The organism is Haematobacter sp., assembly GCF_032102465.1.
GTDB lineage: Bacteria > Pseudomonadota > Alphaproteobacteria > Rhodobacterales > Rhodobacteraceae > Haematobacter.
This window is the reverse complement of the sequence record NZ_DAMDHB010000024.1, coordinates 43251-58645: the sequence shown is the minus strand read 5'-3', so window position 1 is coordinate 58645 and position 15395 is coordinate 43251. Positions and strand designations below refer to the sequence as shown.

Annotated in this window: 12 protein-coding genes; 7 read left to right on the top strand and 5 right to left on the bottom strand. The window is 62.1% G+C overall.

Annotated features, from left to right (window positions below):
• Positions 1–376: 376 nt before the first annotated feature.
• Both RT513_RS14410 and RT513_RS14405 read right to left on the bottom strand, forming a co-directional pair.
• Complete coding sequence (locus tag RT513_RS14410; protein WP_290686820.1) at positions 377–1795, bottom strand: MFS transporter; 1419 nt, start codon at positions 1793–1795, stop codon at positions 377–379.
• 214 nt (positions 1796–2009) lie between these two features.
• Positions 2010–2942 carry a dihydrodipicolinate synthase family protein gene (locus RT513_RS14405; RefSeq protein ID WP_290686822.1) on the bottom strand — a complete coding sequence of 311 codons (933 nt, stop codon included), beginning with the start codon at positions 2940–2942 and terminating at the stop codon, positions 2010–2012.
• Between the two features lie 274 nt (positions 2943–3216).
• On the opposite strand from RT513_RS14405, the gene RT513_RS14400 reads away from it, so the two are divergent.
• Positions 3217–4212, top strand: a complete 996-nt coding sequence (locus RT513_RS14400) for a LacI family DNA-binding transcriptional regulator (protein WP_290686824.1) — start codon at positions 3217–3219, stop codon at positions 4210–4212.
• 382 nt (positions 4213–4594) lie between these two features.
• On the opposite strand, the gene RT513_RS14395 is transcribed toward RT513_RS14400, so the two are convergent.
• A complete protein-coding gene (locus tag RT513_RS14395) occupies positions 4595–4963 on the bottom strand; it encodes a hypothetical protein (protein WP_290686826.1) in 369 nt (122 codons plus the stop codon).
• 2123 nt (positions 4964–7086) lie between these two features.
• Here RT513_RS14395 and RT513_RS14390 point away from each other — a divergent pair.
• Positions 7087–8670, top strand: a complete 1584-nt coding sequence (locus RT513_RS14390) for an SLC13 family permease (RefSeq protein WP_290686828.1) — start codon at positions 7087–7089, stop codon at positions 8668–8670.
• Positions 8671–8693: 23 nt separating this feature from the next.
• On the opposite strand, the gene RT513_RS14385 is transcribed toward RT513_RS14390, so the two are convergent.
• Entirely contained in the window at positions 8694–9371 is a 678-nt protein-coding gene (locus RT513_RS14385; protein WP_088214587.1) for an AIM24 family protein, read from the bottom strand.
• Between the two features lie 12 nt (positions 9372–9383).
• Positions 9384–10184 carry a DUF4239 domain-containing protein gene (locus RT513_RS14380; protein WP_088214588.1) on the bottom strand — a complete coding sequence of 267 codons (801 nt, stop codon included), beginning with the start codon at positions 10182–10184 and terminating at the stop codon, positions 9384–9386.
• Between the two features lie 131 nt (positions 10185–10315).
• Here RT513_RS14380 and RT513_RS14375 point away from each other — a divergent pair, with 131 nt between their 5' ends.
• The 5 genes from RT513_RS14375 to RT513_RS14355 all read left to right on the top strand — a co-directional run bounded on the left by RT513_RS14375 (position 10316) and on the right by RT513_RS14355 (position 15378).
• Positions 10316–11284: a TAXI family TRAP transporter solute-binding subunit gene (locus tag RT513_RS14375; protein ID WP_290686831.1), complete on the top strand. Its 969-nt coding sequence runs from the start codon at positions 10316–10318 to the stop codon at positions 11282–11284.
• Positions 11285–11511: 227 nt separating this feature from the next.
• Complete coding sequence (locus tag RT513_RS14370) at positions 11512–12330, top strand: pyrroline-5-carboxylate reductase (protein ID WP_290686833.1); 819 nt, start codon at positions 11512–11514, stop codon at positions 12328–12330.
• Between the two features lie 74 nt (positions 12331–12404).
• Positions 12405–13403, top strand: coding sequence for an ABC transporter substrate-binding protein (locus RT513_RS14365; RefSeq protein ID WP_290686835.1), 999 nt, complete (start codon positions 12405–12407; stop codon positions 13401–13403).
• A 72-nt stretch (positions 13404–13475) separates the two neighbouring features.
• The gene (locus tag RT513_RS14360) at positions 13476–14363 is read left to right on the top strand and encodes a proline/glycine betaine ABC transporter permease (protein ID WP_290686837.1); all 888 of its coding nucleotides are present in this window, start codon (positions 13476–13478) and stop codon (positions 14361–14363) included.
• On the top strand, positions 14356–15378 hold the full coding sequence (locus RT513_RS14355; RefSeq protein ID WP_290686842.1) for a glycine betaine/L-proline ABC transporter ATP-binding protein: 1023 nt from the start codon (positions 14356–14358) through the stop codon (positions 15376–15378). Before RT513_RS14360 ends, RT513_RS14355 begins: the two co-directional genes overlap by 8 nt.
• Positions 15379–15395 lie beyond the last annotated feature (17 nt).

Below are 15395 nucleotides of genomic sequence, written 5' to 3'. Positions count from 1 at the left end.
GCTTACACCGAGAATGTCGGCGGTTCGAACCCGTCACGACCCACCAACCCAGCCATGAAATCACTTGTCCTTCGCTGCGTCGGTGGATCGGTTGGACTCGCGCGAAAATGTGGAGAGCACCAATTAAGGAACCAGGAGTGTTCTTGGGAAGCAAAGCAGGCCCACCCCCTCTGTAAGCGTTGCATCCGACCCTCAGCAGACACATCCAGCCAACTCACGCTACCGCACAAAGCGCTAATGCCTCATATGCGTGCCATGCAGCGTCTGACTTTCCCCGGTGCCCTTGAAGGGCCGGAGGGCGGCTGCAAGACGTTATGCAAAAGGCCCGCTGCGGGCTATGGCGGCGGGCCTTTGAGCCAAAGTGCTTAACCGCGGGTTAAGGCGAGAGTTCTTCGAGCACGCGGCCCTTGGTCTCGATCCCGAAGAGCGCGGTGATCAGCGCACCGACCACCAACACCGCGGCGAAGATGGCGAACACATACTGGATGCCGAAGTGCGCCATCGTCCAGCCCACGACCAGCGGACCCGCGAAGGAGCCGAGCCGCAGCCAGGCGCTGCCCAAACCCGTGCCGAGGGCGCGGAGCCGGGTCGGGTAGAGTTCGGCGGAGTAGAGATAGAGCGAAAAGGTGATCGTCTGCACCACCGCATAGGCGGCCCCGGCCAGCAGCAGCACCTGCATCAGCGTGGTCGCCCCCAGCATAGACAACGCAATGAGCGGGATCGGCGCGATCAGGAAGGCGGCGGTATACCAGCGCTTGCGCCCCACCTTGTCGATCATAAGGGCGCAGGCGATGGCGGCGACGACACCGGCGACGGAGGTGAGCAGCCCGTAGAGCAGCGCCGTCTCGATCGGCAGGTTGAAGGTCTGGCGGTAGAGCGTCGGCAGCCAGGTGATCATGCCATTCGCCACGAGATAGGAGCAGAACCACATTCCCCAGATGGTCAGCGTGCGCTTGCGGTAGATGCCCTCGAAGAGCTCACCCCAGCCCGATTTGACGGCTTTCGATGCTACGGGAACCACATGCGGCTCGGGCAGCGGCTGACCGGCCTTGCGGGCGCTGCTCTCCAGCTCGGTCACAATGGCGTCGGCTTCGGCATAGCGGCCCTTGGAAGCCAGCCAGCGCGGGCTTTCCCGCATGAAGAACCGCAGCGGAAGAAGGACGAGCGCAGGCACGAGACCAACAAGGAACATGACCTTCCAGCCGTAGGTCGGTACCAGAGCCCGCGCGATCAGCCCCGCGCCGACGAGGCCCAGCAGGAACATGACCTCATAGAGCAGGAAGAACCGCCCCCGGCCCTTGGACCCGATGTATTCGTTGATATAGGCGGAGGCGACCGGGACCTCTCCCCCCGTACCGATGCCCTGGACGAAGCGGAAAAGCATCATCATCCCGGCCGAGGCCGCAAAGAGACAGGCAACATCCATGAAGACGAAGAGCAGGATAGTGAATAGCAGAACCTTGAGGCGCCCCAGCCGCTCCGCCAGCCAGCCAAAGAGCACCGCGCCGACCAGCTGGCCGAGGTAACCCATGGACAGGATCATGCCGGTCTGCTGCGGGTTGAGCCCCCATTCGCGCACCAGAACGGGCATGGCATAGGCGATGGCGATCACGGTGTAGCCATCGAAGAAGGTGGCGGCGCCGATGATATTTCGGGTCCAGAATACCCGGCGGGTGATCGGCAGGCGTTCGATCCGCGCCGCAATGTCGGCCTGGGGGTCGGCGGGGGGCGGGGAAGGCGCGCGGGGCGTGACCGGCACCCCCTCCAACGCTTCGACAGACAGATGCGTGACCATGGGTTTCCTCCGGTATTCGATCATGAGCACCCGCAGCCAATATTGCCAGCGGGGTTGACAGGGCCCTGGTCCTGCACTCGCCCTCAGCCGCATCTCCTCCGGGCTGTGACGTAGCGGGGTCGGACCGTGGACTGCGACGCCGTGCGGGTTGATCCGCCAGCGGCATCGCGGGTCCGGTCTGGCCGCCCGGAAAGGCCGGGCGGCTGCTTCAGGCTCAGGCCGGGACTCGGTCGCCCACATAGGTCAGGCCGGAGGCCTTGACGGCCGCCCGGATTTCCTCGTCCGCCCCGTTGCCAAGCGCCTTCAGCGGTTCGCGCACGTTGACGTTGTCGATGAGACCACGGGCGCGCAGCGCATGTTTGAGTGCGACGGAGCCCTCCATATGCGAGCCGCGGTGATAGACGGCGCGGGTGATCGGAAGGAGTTGCTCATGGTATTTGCGGGCCAGCTTGTAGTCTTGGGCCTTGCCGGCCTTCAGGTATTCAATCAGCAGTTCCGGCGCCATGTTGCCATAGCCCACCAGCAGGCCATCCACGTCGAACATCGTCGGCAGCAGCCATTCGTCATGGCAGGACATGATGGCGAGGTTCGGGAACGCCTTCTTCAGCGCCGGGATTTCGTTGTACCAGCGCTTCATGTCGCGCACGCCGTTCTTGGTGGCGGTCACGCCAGGAATGGCGGCGATTTCCAGCTGGGTGTCGAGGTCGTAGTTGGCCTTGGTCACCGCCGGATACTGGAACAGGATGCATTCGAGACCGGATTGCGCGATGGCCTTGTAACGGTCCTGCGGCGCACCCTTCTGGTAGCCGAAGCGCAGCCAGCCATGGTTCGGATAGACGAGCGCGGCAGAGGCGCCGGCGGCGATCTTTTCCTTGGCCTCCAGTTCGGCCACCTTGGTGCCCTCACCCGTGATGCCGGCCACGACCGGAAGGGGCGTCGCATCCTTGTAGACGCGGATCAGTTCCAGTTGCTCGTCATGGGTCAGGAAAGTGCCTTCGCCAGCGTGTCCGAGGATGACAAGCGTTTTCACGCCGTCGATGCCCGCCAGCCATTTCGCCAGCTTGGCGTTGGCGTCGTAGTCGACATCGCCATTGTCCTTGAACAGCGTCACCGGGGCCGGATTTAGGCCCTTCCAGTCGATTGCCATGTGAATTTCTCCTTGCTGACTGAGCATTTCGCGAATTCCGGCCAACCGAACCTAGCGCTTGGTATCGTTGCCGGGAACGTTCCCATAAATACGGGAGTCATTCTCTCACGTCAAGCCTGCCTTGCATTAGATGCTCATCCCGCGATTTTCTGGGAACGTTCCCGCAAATCTTTGCATTGTCGGCGGTTTTGGTGCAATCGTCGGCCTCGCGCATAGCCAGAAGGGACAGCAGGTGACGCAGAAAGAACGAACTCCGGTATCGCGTGTGATTCGCGTGACGTTGAACGACGTCGCCGAGGCGGCCGGTGTGTCGAAATCCACGGTCTCGCGCATTCTCGATGAACGTCTTCCCCGGTCTGAAAGCGAAACTGCGCGGAAGGTGCGCGATGTCGCGGCTCGTATGGGCTATATGCGCGATGTGGCGGCCGCGAGCCTGCGGCGCGGCAAGACCCTGACCATCGGGGTCATCGTGCCCCGGCTGACCGATACCGTCATGGCGATGCTCTACGAGGAACTGGCCGCCGCCTGCGCGCGCACCGGCCGCAGTGCAATCGTGGCCACCAGCGGCGACGACCCCACGGCGGACCGCGCGGCGGCGGAATCGCTGCTTCAACGCGGAGTGGACGGGTTGGTCCTGTCCACCGCCCGCACCGACGACGCCTTTCCCGAGGAGCTGGCCTTCCGTGGTGTGCCCTATGTGCTGGCGCTGCGCACCGACGGGAGGAGCCTTTCCGCGGTCGGGGATGACCGGCTGGGCGGCTATCTGGCGACCCGACATCTCATTGACCTTGGCCATCAGCGGATCGCGATCATTGCCGGCCCCGACTATGCCTCGTCGAGCCGCAAGCGGCTCGACGGCTATCGGGATGCGCTGGCAGAGGCCGGGATCGCAGAGAATCCCGCGCTGATCATGCCCTCAACCTTCGGTATCGATTCCGGCGCAGATGCGGCGGAGCGCCTCCTCGCCTTGCCTGCCAAGCCAACCGCGATCTTCGCGGTGAATGACAACACCGCCATCGGGGCGCTTTCCGCGCTGGTCCGCGCCGGGCTTTCGGTGCCGAAGGATATCTCGCTTGTTGGTTACAACGACATCCCGATCGTCAGCCGCCTTCCGGTGCCGCTGACCACCCTGCGCGTGCCCTTCGACCAGATCGCCGCCGCCGCGCTCGAGCTGCTGGATTCCGAAGCGCACCCCCACACACCGATCCGCCGCATCGCGCCGACCCTCATCCCAAGGCAATCCACCGCACGCCCTCCGTCTGGCACATAGGGCCCCGGCCGGTAAGAGGCGGAGCTGTGTGCAAGGCGCCCGGTCTGCCGGGTCGGCACGCGGCAACCTTCCGCCTTTCTTATCATTCTCTGTTTGAGACGTTTCGGGGTGCCGCTTCTGCAGGAGTTCCGAAGGTGACGTGTCTGTTGAAGATCGCGAGCCGGCCTGATTTCACGCTGATCGTGCTTGGTCGGTCCCGACACAAATGCCGCACGTTCGCGAGACAGATTCCCGACACCGGCATTGGGTGAGAGAATTAAATCCCGGGTGCTTCCGCCGGAAAGGCGTTTCACCGCGGCGCGGCACTGGCCTGCCAAGTATCGCCGAAGATAAACGATAGGGAGTGGAAAATGCGCGTTGAAGGCGGAAAGTCCCTCTTTCCTCAAGAGTCTGGATTATCAACTACGCATCCTATGCCGCGGCACCCGATGTAATTACCTTGGGTATCGAAGTTCGGATTGCCATCGGAATCGAATTGCGGGCGAGTGTCGATGGCATCGCCTCTGCTGCGATCCCGATCCCGATCGGAGCGGCGGTAGGAGCGATCATCGTCACCTGAGAGCTGCCGCTCCCTCTGCCGGTCCATTCGCATCATGCAATCAGCAAATGCATTGGTTCCCTGAACAAATCCGTAGGAGTTGCATTGTGACCTGTCCGAATCTTTGTTTATCCTGTCAATTTCGTCCACGGCACCGCAACCGCTTAATACTGCCAGACAGATACCCAAGGGAATGAATTTCCAGGCAAACATGCTGTTTCCTTTTTCTCGATCACGAAATTCATCAAATCGCAGGTAATATGGACGAAGCCACGACACGTCTTTGCGTGCTCACCCCCCATGGTGATAGTCTCAATATAGTACCTGCAGCTGGCGATACTTTGTCTCAAGCAGCTATACCGATCTTCAACCACGTCAATGCGAAAAGCGGATTTCCGGGACTTTATCCCTAGCGGCATTCTTAACAGGCTGCTGAAGGCGCATTCCAGGGTTGTGCGCGGGCGGACATCTTCCTCACAGCGTTGAAGGGCGCCACGAAAGCCGCAAGCTTTGGCTCGTGAGTGAACCGCTTTTCTGGCTTTCAACGCAAGCCCGGGTAGATGCCCGACTTTCCAGCAGCCTGTTGAATGGCGTCCCAAGCCGCTCGCCCTGACGGGAACCCGCGCCGGAACGGGTGTGTAAAAGGCACACGCGTCGCTCGGTAGACCCGCACGCTTGCCGCTGCGGACCTCAGGCCCTCCGGCTTCAGGACTGCATTCTCACGCCACAGACTCTTCAACACGGCATGCGGATCGACAGGGGCTTCGCTCGGCTCACTGACATCGCGATCATGTCCCCGCGAACCACGTCATTGTAGTGACCCATTGAAAATCTGCTCATGCTGCAAATGAGAACGTTGCAATGAATTTGAACATGGACGATAGCATTAAGCGCCGGACAGCGAAGCGTAAGACCGCGTGCTGGAGTTACGTGCCCGAAAAATACCAGTCCCTGCTGGATGGATAGGATGAGAAATGATCCGGAGCATCCAGCAGGACCTTCTTGCTTAGCAGGCTGCTGAAAAAGTCGTGAAGTGTCATACCTATGTGCCGGAAATCGGAAAATCGGTCCGGAAACGCCGGAAGCATATAGATTTTCCGCTGGATTTCGTCAGATTGCGACCGATTTCCGCTCCAACACAAGACAAAAAGCATTTTGCAGCAGCCTGATATGGTATTGCAGTTCCGCTGACCAAGCTTTGTGTCTGATTTGAGGGTCCCGCACCGGACGGTGTATTACCGGCCAACCAAGGCGGCTCCGAAGGTCGATCAGCGCTTTGCCGAGCCCCTCAAGGCCATGATCGGGCAGGAACCGTCCTTAGGCTACAGAACCGTGGCTTGGCTCCTCGACTTCAATAAGAACACGGATCAGCGGGTTTTTCAGCTCAAGGGCTGGCAGGTACGCAAGCGTCCCATCGCGGCAATCCCGCCCGTAGCGAGTGCCCCGAACAAACGTTGGTCGACCGACATGTGTCGGATTTGGGCAGGGTCGGGATGACTGGGCCAAGCTGGCGCTGGTCATCGATGGCCACACCCGCGAGCTGTTGGGCTGGGATCTGTCGCGCACTGGCAAGGCTTCGAGCGCCGCCAGCGCGTTGGAGCACGCCCTGATCAGCCGCTTCGGCACTCTTGGCCGCGTCAACCGCGAGTTTCTGCTGCGGTCGGACAATGGCCTGGTTTTTACAGGTCGCCACTATCACTATACTGGTCCGCAGCTACGGCCTTCGGCAGGAGTTCATGCGCCACCTTGCCCGCGAGCCGGAACGATAGGGTTGAGCGCGTGATCCGGACGCTGAATGAGAAAAGGGTCCATCGTCAGCGCTTCGACAGCATCCGTGCGCAAACGGGCAATCGGCGACTGGATCAGTTTCTACAATACCCGCCCACGGCATCAGGCGCTTGCCATGCGCACGCCAGCACAGGCATTCAGATTTGCGGCTTAACCTGAGCAGATTCCGCTGGGTCAATACAGCAGCACCGACTACCTGATCCCCGGATCCTCTGCGATCTCCCGTTGCGCCCCGATGCTTGGAGCCAGCCGCACCGCGCCACGCCGAAATCGGGCCCTCCCGGGGTCCGTCCATGTGTCGAGTGCAGACCGCGAGGACTCCTGCTGTAAAGGGTCGTGCCCTGCGCGAAAGGTCGCTGCCTCCTGCCAGTAGCTTCCACCGGTGAAACTAGTCGCGACAGAATGGTCGCAAGCGGCGGTATTGCGTCCATTCGCCACATATTGCTGAGCTTATCGGGACGTTTTGCAACATTGACCGTGCTTGCTGAGCACTATTTCCGTCGGGATCCACGCCGCTCGCGGCGGCAGGTTTTTTACGGGAGGATCATATGGCTGGAGAAAAGCCGGAACTCAGTCATCAGGGTCAGTTCAACGAGCAACGCGGGTGGCGGCAGTATAACGTCTGGATCATGCGCGCGCTCGGTCTGATTGCGGCGCTTGTCGTCTATGCTCTGCTCGGGGGTTCGGAGGGATTGAGCGCGGATGGTCGTGCGGTTGCGGCTATTGCAACGCTCATGGCGATCTGGTGGATGACGGAGGCCATACCGCTGGCCGCCACGTCGCTGATCCCCATCGTGCTGTTTCCAGCGCTTACGGGGCAGAGCGTGTCGCAGGCGACTTCGCCCTATGCAAATCCCATCGTTTTCCTTTTTCTGGGTGGATTTCTCATCGCGATCGCCATGGAGAAATGGAACCTGCACCGGCGTATCGCGCTGCTCACCATCGCGCGCATCGGGGTGGAGCCGCGCCGCATTGTCCTTGGCGTGATGGTCTCCACAGCGTTTCTGTCGATGTGGGTTTCCAACACCGCGACGGCGCTGATGATGCTGCCCATCGGCATGTCGATCCTCGCGCTGTTCACCAGCGGGGGCAAGTCCGCTGGATCGGTCGAGGACATCGGGAACGGCCAGACGATCACGGAAGCGATCCGCGATCCCAACGTGGCGACTTTCGGCGTCTGCCTGATGCTCGGCATCGCATGGTCGGCCTCCATCGGAGGGCTCGGCACGCTGCTCGGAAGCCCGCCCAATGCCATCGTGGCGGGGTATGCGGCGGATACGCTGGGCGCGCCGATCAGCTTCTTCCAGTGGATGATGATCGGCCTGCCGCTCGCCGCAGTGTTCATCCTGCTGGCGTGGTGGGTGATGACCCGGGTCATCTATCGCTTCGAGCTGCCGGAAATCCCCGGGGGCCGCAGCATGATCGACAAGGAGATCGATGCTTTGGGGCCAATGAGCCAAGGGGAAAAGGTGGTGCTCGCCGTGTTCGTGAGTGCGGCCTTCCTGTGGATCGTTCCGGGCTTGCTCGGCAACATTCCGTTCGTCGCTGCCGCTCTGCCCTGGCTGGGCGGTTTCAACGACACCGTCATCGCCATTGCGGCGGGGCTTGCCATGTTCATCCTGCCTGCGGAGGGCAAGACGAAGATGGTCCTGAACTGGAAAGATGCGGAGGACGGGCTGCCGTGGGGCGTTCTGCTGCTGTTCGGGGGTGGCCTGAGTCTCGCCGCTGCCGTGGGGTCGTCCGGGCTGGATGACTGGTTCGGCGCGCAGGTGTCCGGTCTGGGGGCGCTGCCCGCAATCCTGCTCGTCGCTTCGGTCGTCGGTATCATCCTTTTCCTGACGGAGGTGACCTCCAATACCGCGACGGCTGCGACGTTCATTCCGATCCTCGGAGGTGTGGCTCTGGGCCTTGACGTCAATGCGATGATGCTGATCGTGCCCGCGGCGCTGGCGGCGACTTGCGCCTTCATGCTGCCGGTAGGCACGCCCCCGAACGCGATCGTCTTCGGCTCTGGGGCGGTCACGATCGCCCAGATGGCGCGGGGCGGGGCGGTGATGAACCTGATCGGTATCCTGCTCATCACCTGCGCGATCTATGCGATCGGCGGGATGGCGCTCGGGATAGACTTCTGATCTTTCTTCTGCGGCGGAGGGGGTTACTGGACCCCTTCCATTGCGGCCTGTTCGGCGATCGTCCTGTAAAGGCGCTCGTTCCAGTAGGGCACCCAGCAGACCAGCGCGCGGCCCGTCCCATGGAAGGCGCGCAACCGCCTCTGACCGGAGATCAGGCTGCGGGGCCATCTCGCCGGTGCGCGGGATGAAAACTTCAGCCCGCCCGTCCGGCCCAGGACGAGCCGCCCCTGAACCCGGAAGTCGCTGTCATCGACATCGATGGTCTCCACCGGGCCGGGGGCGTTGATGGCGACCTTGCCTGTGCCTGAAACGGTTGTCTTCCATGACAGAAACCCATCGCCCGCCCAGAAGCTGGACCAGGCGGGTTCTCGCGTCATGCCAAGCTGCACCGATCCTTCGGAGGCCCAGTACGCCCCCGGTTCCAGTATCCACCGCTCACCCGGTGTCACATCCAGAAGATGGTAGCCGCCGAGCGTCGGCTGAAGAAGAACGGAGCCGGTTCCCGTGTAAAAGGGCCGGATACGGGCATCCGAGGTAAAGAAGGATCGGAAGATGTCGCGCGGTCCGGGCAGACGGGGCGTCATGACCACGTTGCCCTGCATGGTGGACATTGCGCCATGGCGGGCGCGCACCGTTTCCTCTGCGATATCGATGCGGATCTGGCGCATCCCTTCGACCTCACGGACACTGAATTCCGCCATAACCGTCCCCCTTCAGTAACGCGGCTCGTCCCATGACATCGAACGCTCCCATACCATGATGAGGGATTCCGGCCGCAGCCCGGCTGCCCCCCGCAGCGGTGCGTCCAGCGTGGACATCACGAACAGAATGACGGCAAGAAAGACCGAGGTGACGGCGCCCAGAAAGAACTGCCGCAGCGGCCGCATACGCAGCAGGCAGATCAGCAGAACGCTGATGACCGCGCCGCCGAACACGGCGTACCACATCGCCTGCGGGATCCGTACGAAGACGGCAGCGATGCGCTGCTGCCGGGCGGCGACGAAATCGCGGAACGCGGAGAGCACCTCGGCATGCACGATCTCCTGCCCCGGTGTCTGCGGCTCGAATTCCGCCAGACGCTGGCGCATGGCATTGGAGCGGTTGTTGCCTCCGTCGAGGAAGTCGCCGCGCTGATGTGCGGCCCAGTCCTTGTGGATGGTGAACAACACATAATCGCGCAGCATATCCTTCATGTCGGATCGCAGCGGCTCGGGATACACGTTCACATCGGCATAGAGCGCGGAGATGGAGTTCGCCTCATCCAGCATGGCAGTGCGGACGCGGTCATTGTTCTGATAGGCCGATACGGTGAGAAGGCCGAGCAGCAAGCCGTAGAACAGGCTGAAACCCGAGGTCGCGTAATTGATGGATTCGTTCAGATCCGGGCCGGAGCCGATCAGGACACGCATAACCGGCTTGAATACCAGCATCCCCAGCAACATGCCGATGATCGCCAAGGCGAGGAAGCCGATCGCCAGTTGCTGCTGGGGAATATCGTAGACAAAATCAAACATGAGCACGTGACCGTAGATGTCACCGCGAAGCTATCGCGCGAACGGAGAAGCGCGAAGGGTAAAATGCAAATTGTCGCATGTGGAACGCTCGATTATTCTTCCCTTGCAGATGCTGGTACAGGGCGCTCACTATGATCTCGTTCGTTCGGCTCCTTTTCGCCCTGTCGGCTGTGATCGCCTCCCCGGCGATGGCAGCGGACCAGGCTTCCCCGGATCTGCGATTCTTCTCGATCGGAACGGGGGAGGTGACCGGGAACTACTATGCTGCGGCCAAGGCGATCTGCGGTGCCGTCAACCGTCACTCCGACGGCACGATCCGATGCAGCGCGGAGGCGACCCAAGGAACGATCTACAATCTCGCCGCGCTGAAGTCCGGCGATCTGGACTTTGCAATCGTGCAGTCGGACTGGTTGAGATATGCCTATCAGGGCGCGGGTCTTTTCGAGGCAGAAGGTCCGATGACCGAGCTTCGGACGGTCATGGCGCTCTATCCCGAAACGCTCACCCTCCTTGCCGCGCGCGGCCGTGGGATCGACAGTCTGCTGGCACTGCGGGGCCATCGGATCGATATCGGCGCGCCGGCCTCCGGTCGGCATGCGACGGCTCTCAGCGTGCTCGATGCAGTCGGGTTGAGCAGCAACGACTTTCCCATGGTGCTCGAACTCCCGATCGCGAGCGCCTATGAAGAACTCTGCGCCGGGCGGATCGATGCCTCCATTCTCGTGATGGGTCATCCCAATGCGGGTCTGGCCAGTGCCATTTCACGCTGCAACCTTGAAATCGTGGGGATTTCGGCGCCGACGCGCGAGAGCATTCTCTCCCGGCATCCGGATTTCCGCGCCATTTCCATCCCCGCCTCGGACTATGGCACGGTGGCAGATATCGCGTCCCTCGCCGTCACCGCGACGGTCATCACCTCGGCCGCGCAGCCTGATGATCTGGTGAAGACGCTGGTCGAACAGACGCTTGCGGCCTTGCCCGCCCTGCGGATAGAGGCACCGATTTTCGGCGCGGTCGAAGCATCGCGGATGGAGGAGGGGGCAGAGATCGCGCCGCTTCATCCGGGTGCTGCGGCAGCCTACAAAGCGCTGTCTCCCTGACCATCACGATAATCTGCGACCGCTAACGCCGCTCTACAGCATCGAAATATGCAGTATGGCGGAAATGAGAGATATATGGTCGTAAACCGTACTCCGCCCGACGCGGCTTCCGCCATTTTGGAGGGAGGTTTTGTAGAGGCGTGAAAAGCTGTGAAAGGCGCGGCAGACCGGAAATTAGGCCTTTGTGCGGTTAGGGTTCTCCGTCCGCTTCCCTCCTTGGCGGTAAGATGAGCGGAGCGGCCCCGCGATCGGCGGACATGCGGATCGGTTTGATCGGCGCGACCGGCTGGATCGGCGCGGCGCTGGGGACGCGGCTTTTGACATCGGGGATCGTCAAGCCCTCCGGGCTGGTCGCGATGAACCGCAGCGGCAACCCCGGCCCATACAAGCCATACGCAATCGGCTGGGCCGGCGATCCTGCGGAACTGGTGGCGCGGGTGGATGTGGTCATCGTCGCGGTTCGCCCCGAGACATGGCCGGGGCTCCGGCTGCAAGCCCCAGGCAAGCTGCTCATTTCCCTGATGGCTGGCGTGGGAAGCGGCGATCTTGCCCGTAGCGGGGCGCGCGTCGTGCGCGCAATGCCGAATGCCGCGGCCGAAACCGGCAAATCCTACTCGCCCTTCTGGGCAGGTGCCGATGTGACAAAGGCGGATCGTACTACGGTTCACCGTATTCTGGGCGCGATCGGCACCTTTGATGAGCTGCCGAAGGAGCGACAAATCGACATGATGACCGCCGTTTCCGGCTCTGGCGCGGCCTATCCCTCCCTGATGATGGTTGCGATGGTTGACGTGATGAAGCGACACGGGATCCCGGACGGCATCGCATGGCACGCCGCGAAAGCTGCCGTCTGCGATGGTGCTGCCCTGCTGGCCGGGCACCCGCAGCGGGCGCAGAGTTTCCTCACTGCCTATCAGGACTACGCAGGCACTACCGCGACCGGATTGGACGCGGCGGAAAGAGGAGGGTTTTCCACCGCGCTGCGAACAGCGCTTGAAGCCGCTGCGGAAAGGGCACGGACTATGGCCGGTGCAGGCGCCGTCTAACGTATCTCAAGGTGCCCGACGTGCAAAAGCGGCAGCTCGCGGGCAGATCACAAAAGCCGCAACAGGGAATGGAAATGAAAAAGCTAGCGTGTCTCATCGCGGTTGCCCTTCCGGCGGCAGCGTTTTCGACGGCTGCCAGCGCAGCTTGCGGCAGCTTCACCATCGCGAGCATGAACTGGCAGAGCGCCGAGGTGCTGGCGAGCCTCGACCAGTTCATTCTGAATAAGGGCTATGGCTGCAGTGCAGAGATCACCACCAGCGACACGGTGCCGGCCATCACCTCTCTGGTAGAGAAGGGCAAGCCCGAGGTGGTGCCGGAATCCTGGGTCGATCTCATGCCCGAGGTGGTCGCGGGCGGCCTGAAGGATGGCAAGATCGTCGAACTGTCCCGCTCGCTTTCCGATGGTGGGCAGCAGGGCTGGTTTATCCCGCGCTACATGCTCGACGAGCATCCCAACCTCAACAAGATCGAGGAGATCCTTGCCCATCCCGAACTCTTCCCGGCACCGGAGGATAAGTCGAAAGGTGCCGTTTACAACGGCCCGCAGGGCTGGGGTGGAACGGTGGTGACGACACAGCTCGCCAAGGCCTTCGATATCGAAAGCAAGGGCTTCACCCTTGTCGATACAGGCTCCGCCGCAGGGCTCGACGGCTCCATGGCCAAGGCCTATGAACAGAAGGCGCCATGGCTCGGCTTCTACTGGTCGCCCACGTCGATGCTGGGCAAATACGATATGGTCGCCGTGGATTTCGGCATTCCGAATGACCCTGCGGAATGGAAGCGCTGCACCTCTTCGGCCGATTGCGCCGATCCAAAGCCCAATGCCTTCCCCCGGGACAATGTCTTTACGCTCGTGTCGAAGAAATTCGCGGACGAGACCGATCCCGCGGTCATCGACTATCTGAAGAAGCGCAGCTGGACCAACGATACCGTGAACCAGCTCATGGCCTGGATGACGGACAATCAGGCGACGGGAGAGGATGGCGCGCGGCAGTTCCTGAAGGAACATCCCGATATGTGGAGTGCGTGGGTCAGCCCCGAAGCGGCCGAGCGCATCAAGGCGGCACTCTGATCCGCTGGCGGAGCCGCCCCTGCGGCTTCGCCGCCTCCCGCATGTCATAGCCCATCCGATCAGGAGGTCGCCATGGCCTGGTTCGACAGGTTCCCACAGCTCGATGACTCGACCCTCCGTGATCTCAAGAAGGTCATCGATGAGGGCTTTCGCACCTTCACACGCTCCTACGGCGATGCGATTGAAGGCTTTTTCGAGCCGCTCCGGCAGTTTCTGGTGTGGTCGGAGGCGCTGTTGACGAGCACGCCCTGGCCCATCATCCTTGCGGCCATTGCCGCTCTTGCATGGTTCGCCAGCCGCAGCCTGCGCATCGTGATCGCCAGCGTGGCGACCCTCGTGCTGATCGGGGCGTTCGGGATGTGGGACGATACGATGAAGACGATCTCCATGATCCTGACATCGACACTTCTTGCCATCGTCATCGGCTTGCCCATCGGCATTTTCATGTCGCGCTCCGACCGGGTTCAGTCTTTCGTTAACCCCGTGCTCGACGTGATGCAGACCATGCCATCCTTCGTGTATCTGATCCCGGTTGTCATGCTGCTGGGCATCGGCAAGGTGCCGGGCCTCATCGCGGTGGTGATCTATGCCATTCCGCCCATGATCCGGCTGACGAACCTTGGTATCCGCGAGGTGGATGGCGAGGTGCTGGAGGCGGCGGATGCCTTCGGTTCTTCCCGCTGGCAACGGCTGGTGAAGGCGGAGCTTCCACTCGCGCTGCCGACGATCATGGCGGGCATCAACCAGACGATCATGATGGCGCTGGCGATGGTCGTCATCGCGTCGATGATCGGCGTGCAGGGCCTGGGCCAGCCGGTGCTGAAGGCGATTTCCAACCAGTATTTCACGCTGGGCCTGTTCAACGGGCTGGCCATCGTCGGTATCGCCATCGTCTTTGACCGGATAAGTCAGGCTTGGGGCTTCCGGCTTCAGAAGCATCGCGGCGGTCGTCGTGTCTGATCCCATCAGCATCGAAATCCGCCATCTCTTCAAGATCTTCGGCCCTCGCCCTGCCGACTACATAAAAGCGGTTCAACGCGGCCTGTCGAAGCAGGAGCTCAACGAGCGGTATCGCCATGTCCTCGGGCTGCGCGATATCAACATTTCCATCGCCCCGGGCGGCATACAGGTGGTGATGGGCCTGTCCGGCTCGGGGAAATCCACGCTGATCCGCCATATCAACCGGCTTATCGAGCCGACTGCCGGAGAGATACTCGTGGAGGGGGAGGATGTGGTGAGGATGTCTCCCACTGCTCTCCGCGACTTCCGGCGCCACCGGACGGCGATGGTATTCCAGAAGTTCGGCCTGCTTCCGCATCGAACCGTGCTCGACAATGTGGGTTATGGGCTGGAGGTGCAGGGCATGGACGCCGCCGAACGGAACCGCATCTCTGCCCGCTGGATCGACAGGGTGGGTCTCGCCGGGTTCGAACGGAAATATCCCGCCCAGTTGTCGGGCGGGATGCAGCAACGGGTGGGTCTGGCCCGTGCGCTGGCCAATGATGCGCCGATCCTGCTGATGGACGAGGCCTATTCCGCGCTGGACCCGCTGATCCGCTACGACATGCAGACGGTGCTGCTCGATCTTCAGAAGGAGGTCCGCAAGACCATCGTGTTCATTACGCATGACCTTGACGAAGCCCTGCGCCTCGGGGATCGCATTGCGCTGCTCAGGGACGGTGCGGTCATCCAGCAGGGGACGGGGCAGGAAATCGTGCTGCACCCTGCCGACGACTACGTCGCGAATTTCGTGCAGCATGTGGACCGTGGCAAGGTGGTGCGGGTCGCCTCCGTTATGGAAGCGGCAGGGCCTGACACTGCGGGCCCGACCGTGACGGTGGAAACCACCCTGACCGATGCCCTTCGCGAGATGATGGGGCACGGCGTCCAGTGCCTCGCTGTGTGCGACGGGGCGGGCAGGACGGTGGGGCGGCTGTCGTTGCAGCGTGCCATTGCGGTTTCGGCGGGAGTCTGACGGGCGAGAACGCGCGA